We start from the raw sequence: 5,426 nt of genomic DNA, 5'->3' as shown, positions 1-5,426 counted from the left end.
CGCGCTGGCGGGGGAACTTTGACCCTCAAGCGCCCGACGGCGTCGTCACCGACACTCGGGGTGCGGTCTGGAAGGCGGGGCGTGAGGGCGTATCGCCAGAACCTGCGGGCTTGTCGTCTCCGAAGCGCTTGCGCTTGGTCTCGACAACCACAGTCTTGCTCCGGCCGGCGCCAAAGCTCTGCTTGACCTTGCTCTGTTCGATCGAAGGCCGTTTGAGCGTCAGGGTGCCGCCGCCCGGACGGTTGCCTTCGGGCTTGCGGTCTTTGTCGTTGCTGTCAGTCATCTTTTCTCTTCAGGTCCCTCAGGGCCCCGGAGGCCCTCAAACGTCTCGATCCGGCGCACGGCAACGAGGAGCTTTTCGGCGAGCCCTCCCTTTGCCACGGCAGCATGTATCACATTTGACCGGCCAAAGGCCAAATCCAATTCGTCCGAATGGAAAAGAACTGTCCTTTCCATTCCCGGCTGCAGGAACTTGTCCAGTTTCCGGCACCCGTCAGGCGCGGCATCCGATCCGTGAAACAGCAGCCTGGCCCTGCCCCGGCCCAGCATCTCTTCCACCTTCATGAAGCCCGAAACCGCCTCGCCCGCCTTTTTCGAAAGCGAGAGAAGCGACATGGCATTCTGACGGAGGCGTTTAGACACCATATCGGGCAGATCGGGCGGTATTGTGGTCTCCGCCGCGAAACCTTTTGAAAAAAGCTTCCTTTTCACGGCGTCCGCCAGCGTCTTGCGGTCGAGGCTCACCCAGACGCCACGCCCAGGCAGATTGCGCGCCAGATCGGGCACGGCGACCCCATCGGGGCTGCGGACGAAGCGGATCAGGTCCGCCTCGTCCTTCACCTCGCGTGTGACGATGCACATGCGTTCGGGCAAGGTCTGCTCCGCCGCGGCAGGCGCGCTGCTGCTTTCGATGATCAGGCTTCCACCTCGTCCGCTTCGCCGTCGGCGTCCCCGGCATCCGGCTCCGCCTCAACCGGCGCCTCGATCCATCCGGCCTTCACACGGGCCTTCATGATCAGGTCGTTGGCTTCGTCGGCCGCGACATCGAGATCGGAGAAGGCGCCCTTGTGCTTCACGGCACCACCCGGCTTGCGCTCGGTCCAGCCGATGAGATCGTCCGTGGCGCAACCCGCCAGATCCTCGACGTTCTTGATATCCGCTTCGCCAAGCGCCACGAGCATGGCAGGCGTGATGCCGTCGATGTCCCTGAGTTCGTCCTCGACACCCAGTTCGACGCGCCTGGCATCAAGCTCGGCCGCCTCGCGCTCCAGGTATTCGCGGGCGCGGTTCTGCAACTCGTCCGCCGTCTGCTCGTCAAGGCCTTCGATCGAGGCTACCTCGTGGGCATCCACGTAGGCGACCTCTTCCACTGTGGCGAAACCTTCCGAGGCCAGAAGCTGGGCCAGCGTCTCGTCCACGTCGAGGGTGTTGACGAAGAGTTCTGTGCGGGCCACGAATTCCTTCTGGCGGCGCTCCGATTCCTCGGCTTCCGTCATGATGTCGATGTCCCAGCCGGTGAGCTGCGAAGCGAGCCGCACGTTCTGGCCGCGCCGGCCGATGGCGAGCGAGAGCTGCTCGTCGGGCACCACGACCTCGATCCGCTCGGATTCCTCGTCGAGCACCACCTTGGAGACTTCAGCGGGCGCCAGCGCGTTCACCACGAAGGAGGCGACGTCCTGGGTCCACTGGATGATGTCGATCTTCTCGCCCTGCAGCTCGTTGACGACCGCCTGGACGCGCGAGCCCCTCATGCCGACGCAGGCGCCGACCGGGTCGATCGATCCATCCTTCGAGCGCACCGCGATCTTGGCGCGAGAACCCGGGTCGCGGGCCACGGCGACGACTTCGACCACGCCGTCATAGATTTCCGGCACTTCCTGGCCGAACAGGCGGGCCATGAACTCGGGATGCGTGCGCGACAGGAAAATCTGGGGGCCGCGCTGTTCGCGGCGCACGTCATAGACATAGGCGCGGACCCGGTCGCCCGGGCGATAGGTTTCGCGCGGCAGCGACTCGTCGCGGCGGATGATGCCTTCGCCACGCCCGAGATCGACGATGATGTTGCCGTACTCCACGCGCTTCACCGCGCCATTCACGATTTCGCCGATGCGGTCCTTGTACTCGGCATACATGCGGTCGCGTTCGGCATCGCGCACCTTCTGCACGATCACCTGCTTGGCATTCTGCGCGGCGATGCGGCCGAACTCGATGGGCGGCAGCGGCTCGGCGATCTGGTCGCCGATGCTGGCGGCCGGGTTGCGCCGCTGGGCTTCCGCGAGGCCGATCTGCGTCGCATCGTTCTCGACAACTTCGGACACCAGCAGCAGGCGCTGGAGTCTCGTCTCACCCGACTTGGGATCGATCTCGGCGACGATGTCGTTCTCCGCGCCATAGCGGGCCTTTGCGGCTTTCTGGATCGCCTCTTCCATCGCGTGCAGCACGACGGACTTGTCGATCGACTTCTCGCGCGCCACCGCGTCGGCGATCTGCAGGAGTTCAAGGCGGTTTGCGCTTACGCCATATTCAGCCATTGTCTTCGTTCCTCTCTTGAGAAATCTGGTCTTCGTCGATCTCGGCGCCGTCGCCATAGCCCTTGACGGGCAGGCGGGCACGCGCTGCTTCAATCAGTTCATCCGTCAGAACGAGCTTGGCCTCGCCGATGTCGGCGAAGGGAACCCCGATCAGCACGGGCTCTTTCGTGGCCCCTTCCGGGTTCTCGATGAACAGGCGGACCTCGCCTTCGTGATAACCTTCGAGCGTACCCTTGAAGCGCTTGCGGCCCGCCACCGGCACGGCCATCTCTACCTTCAACTCATGGCCGGCCCAGGCCTCGAAATCAGACGGCCGCACCAGCGGCCGGTCGATGCCGGGCGAGGAGACCTCGAGATGATAGCGCGACGAAATCACGTCCTCGACGTCGAGCAGCGGCGACATGGCGCGGCTCACCGCCTCGCAGTCCTCGATCGAGAACGTGCCATCCGGCCGTTCCGCCATGATCTGCAGCGTCGGCCCGCTCATCTTCACGCGGACCAGCCTGAAGCCAAGATCGGCCAGCACAGGCTCGGCAAGCGCCACGATCCGCTGGGCAGGGCCCGTCTCGCGGGCCAGCCTTGTTTCGGTTTCTGTCGTCATCCAACGCCCTTTCAGGCAACAAAAAAAGCGGGCCCCGCGCCGGGACCCACTCTCGATCTCCACTTTCGTGGCTATGTGAGTGAACCTAAGTTGAGGCGCATATACGCTCTTTCATCGCGCTGTTCAAGGGAGCATGTGGAGAGAGCCGGGCACTCCACTGGAATTCCACAGTTCCTCCGGCCCGAATCCATTGTTTGGCGGCAGCGTCATTTGCGCCCGCAGACAAGATCAGACCGGGCGAAACTGCAAATAGGCCGATCCCCGCCCTTCGCGCCGGGCCTTGGCCTCATACCGGGTCTCGATCCAGTCCTCATATGGCTGGGACGGATCGCCTTCTTCGCGGAAGAGGCCGCTCGCTGTCACGTGATCGCGCGTCCACGCCACGTAATCGTCGATGTCGCTGGCGAAGAGAAACAGGCCATCGGGCTTGAGGATGCGGTGGAAGTGGGCAAGCGTCTCCGCACTCACGAAGCGGCGCTTGTTGTGGCGCGCCTTGGGCCATGGGTCTGGGTAAAGCAGGTAGATGCGCTCGAACGCAGCATCGGGCAGCGCTTCGAGCAGCACGCGGGCGTCATGGTCGTGGATGCGAATGTTTTCGAGGCTGCCATCCTCGATGAGCGCCAGAAGCTTTGCCACGCCATTGACGAAAGGCTCGGCGCCGATGAAGGACACATCGGCATGAAGTGCAGCCTGGTGCGCCAGATGCTCACCGCCGCCGAAGCCGATTTCCAGCCAGCGCCGCTCGCCCAGGCCCGAAAGAGGATCATCGAGTCTGACCCGCAAACGCGGCAGCAGGTCTTCCATCAGCGCAGAATGATGACGGCGCAAGGTTTTCCCCTTGCGCCGTCCGTAGAACTGGAATCGCTGTCCGGCGTCTGTCACTTCACCGCGGCTTTGAGCGCCTTGGCGAGATCGGTCTTCTCCCATGAGAAGCCGCCATCCTTTTCAGGGGTACGGCCGAAGTGGCCGTAAGCGGAGGTCCGCGCAAAGATCGGGCGATTGAGATTGAGGTGCGTGCGGATGCCGCGCGGCGTCAGGTCCATGACCTTGGCGAGTGCCCTTTCGAGCTTCGACTCCGCCACCTTGCCGGTGCCATGCGTGTCGACATAGATCGACAGCGGATGGGCCACGCCGATGGCATAGGAGAGCTGGATGGTGCACCGGCGAGCGAGGCCCGCGGCGACGATGTTCTTGGCGATATAGCGCGCAGCATAGGCTGCGGAACGGTCGACCTTCGTCGTGTCCTTGCCTGAGAACGCTCCACCGCCATGCGGTGCAGCCCCGCCATAGGTGTCGACGATGATCTTGCGCCCCGTAAGGCCGGTGTCGCCGTCAGGTCCGCCGACAACGAAAGCACCCGTCGGGTTGATGTACCACTTGCAGTCGCGCGCGATCGGAAGCGTCCCGAGTGCCGCGCGGATGTATGGCTCGACCACTTTGCGTACCTTCTGGCTGGTCCACTTCGGATCCAGGTGCTGGGTGGAAAGCACGATCGAATCCACTTCGGCCGGCCGGCCATTCTCGTAGCGCACCGTGACCTGGCTCTTGGCGTCGGGTCCGAGCTTGCCGACATCGCCTTCGCCCTTCCTGCGGGCCGCCGACAGGAACTCAAGCATACGGTGGGCGTAGTATATCGGCGCCGGCATCAGATCCGGCGTTTCATCGCAGGCATAGCCGAACATGATGCCCTGGTCGCCCGCGCCCTCGCTGCCCTGCTTGTCGGAAGCACTGTCGACGCCCTGCGCGATGTCGGGAGATTGGCCGTGCAGGAGCACCTCGATCTTTGCCGTCTTCCAGTTGAAGCCGTCCTGCTCGTAACCGATGTCGCGGATCGCCTTGCGCGCCGCCGACTTGAACTTCGACGGATTGACGACCGGTTTTCCATCGGCACCCTTGATTATCTTTCCTGATTTGTCCTTCTTGCACAGCGAATCGGGAAGACGAACCTCACCGGCAATGACGACCCGGTTTGTCGTCGCCAGCGTCTCGCAGGCAACCCGGACCTGCCATGGGTCCATTCCGGCCTTGCGGGCCTCGCGGTAGACCAGATCGACGATCTCGTCGGATATCCGGTCGCATACCTTGTCGGGATGACCTTCCGAAACCGATTCACTGGTGAAAAGATAGTTCTGACGCGCCATGCAAACCTCCTGCCGCAGGAAGGTCACTCAAGCACGACCCGCGAAGCCAAAGACGCGCCCTTTTATCGGGGATGTGGGCTAGGTCAAGTGCCAACCGTTGCCTGCAGCCAGCGGATTGTTCAAAATCACTCGTCGTCGCCTGCCAGCGCCTTG

Annotated in this window: 6 protein-coding genes; all 6 read right to left on the bottom strand. The window is 63.4% G+C overall.

What is annotated here, in order from left to right:
• Positions 1-25: 25 nt before the first annotated feature.
• On the bottom strand, positions 26-283 hold the full coding sequence (locus ACEW8Q_RS19670) for a translation initiation factor IF-2 associated domain-containing protein (protein WP_373505760.1): 258 nt from the start codon (positions 281-283) through the stop codon (positions 26-28).
• Positions 280-912: an RNA-binding protein gene (locus ACEW8Q_RS19665; protein WP_373505761.1), complete on the bottom strand. Its 633-nt coding sequence runs from the start codon at positions 910-912 to the stop codon at positions 280-282. The genes ACEW8Q_RS19670 and ACEW8Q_RS19665 overlap by 4 nt, the downstream gene beginning before the upstream one ends.
• Positions 913-914: 2 nt before the next feature.
• The gene (gene nusA / locus ACEW8Q_RS19660; RefSeq protein WP_373505759.1) at positions 915-2,531 is read right to left on the bottom strand and encodes a transcription termination factor NusA; all 1,617 of its coding nucleotides are present in this window, start codon (positions 2,529-2,531) and stop codon (positions 915-917) included.
• Positions 2,524-3,132 (bottom strand): ribosome maturation factor RimP, encoded by a 609-nt coding sequence (rimP, locus tag ACEW8Q_RS19655; RefSeq protein ID WP_373505758.1) that lies wholly within the window; start codon positions 3,130-3,132, stop codon positions 2,524-2,526. Before rimP ends, nusA begins: the two co-directional genes overlap by 8 nt.
• Before the next feature lie 228 nt (positions 3,133-3,360).
• Positions 3,361-4,059 carry a tRNA (guanosine(46)-N(7))-methyltransferase TrmB gene (locus ACEW8Q_RS19650; RefSeq protein WP_373505757.1) on the bottom strand — a complete coding sequence of 233 codons (699 nt, stop codon included), beginning with the start codon at positions 4,057-4,059 and terminating at the stop codon, positions 3,361-3,363.
• Entirely contained in the window at positions 4,011-5,273 is a 1,263-nt protein-coding gene (metK, locus tag ACEW8Q_RS19645; protein ID WP_373505756.1) for a methionine adenosyltransferase, read from the bottom strand. The genes ACEW8Q_RS19650 and metK overlap by 49 nt, the downstream gene beginning before the upstream one ends.
• Between the last annotated feature and the right edge of the window lie 153 nt (positions 5,274-5,426).

It is taken from the genome of Aestuariivirga sp. (assembly GCF_041738905.1).
Classification (GTDB): Bacteria; Pseudomonadota; Alphaproteobacteria; order Rhizobiales; family Aestuariivirgaceae; genus Aestuariivirga.
Note: the sequence above shows the minus strand (reverse complement) of the source record. Positions and strands in the feature narration are given on the sequence as shown.

Bases quoted from the DNA above. Each gene is read 5' to 3' on its own strand.
- ACEW8Q_RS19670 (WP_373505760.1), bottom strand. From the start codon at position 283: ATGACTGACAGCAACGACAAAGACCGCAAGCCCGAAGGCAACCGTCCG.
- nusA (WP_373505759.1), bottom strand. From the start codon at position 2,531: ATGGCTGAATATGGCGTAAGCGCAAACCGCCTTGAACTCCTGCAGATC.
- rimP (WP_373505758.1), bottom strand. From the start codon at position 3,132: ATGACGACAGAAACCGAAACAAGGCTGGCCCGCGAGACGGGCCCTGCC.
- ACEW8Q_RS19650 (WP_373505757.1), bottom strand. From the start codon at position 4,059: ATGGGAGAAGACCGATCTCGCCAAGGCGCTCAAAGCCGCGGTGAAGTG.
- metK (WP_373505756.1), bottom strand. From the start codon at position 5,273: ATGGCGCGTCAGAACTATCTTTTCACCAGTGAATCGGTTTCGGAAGGT.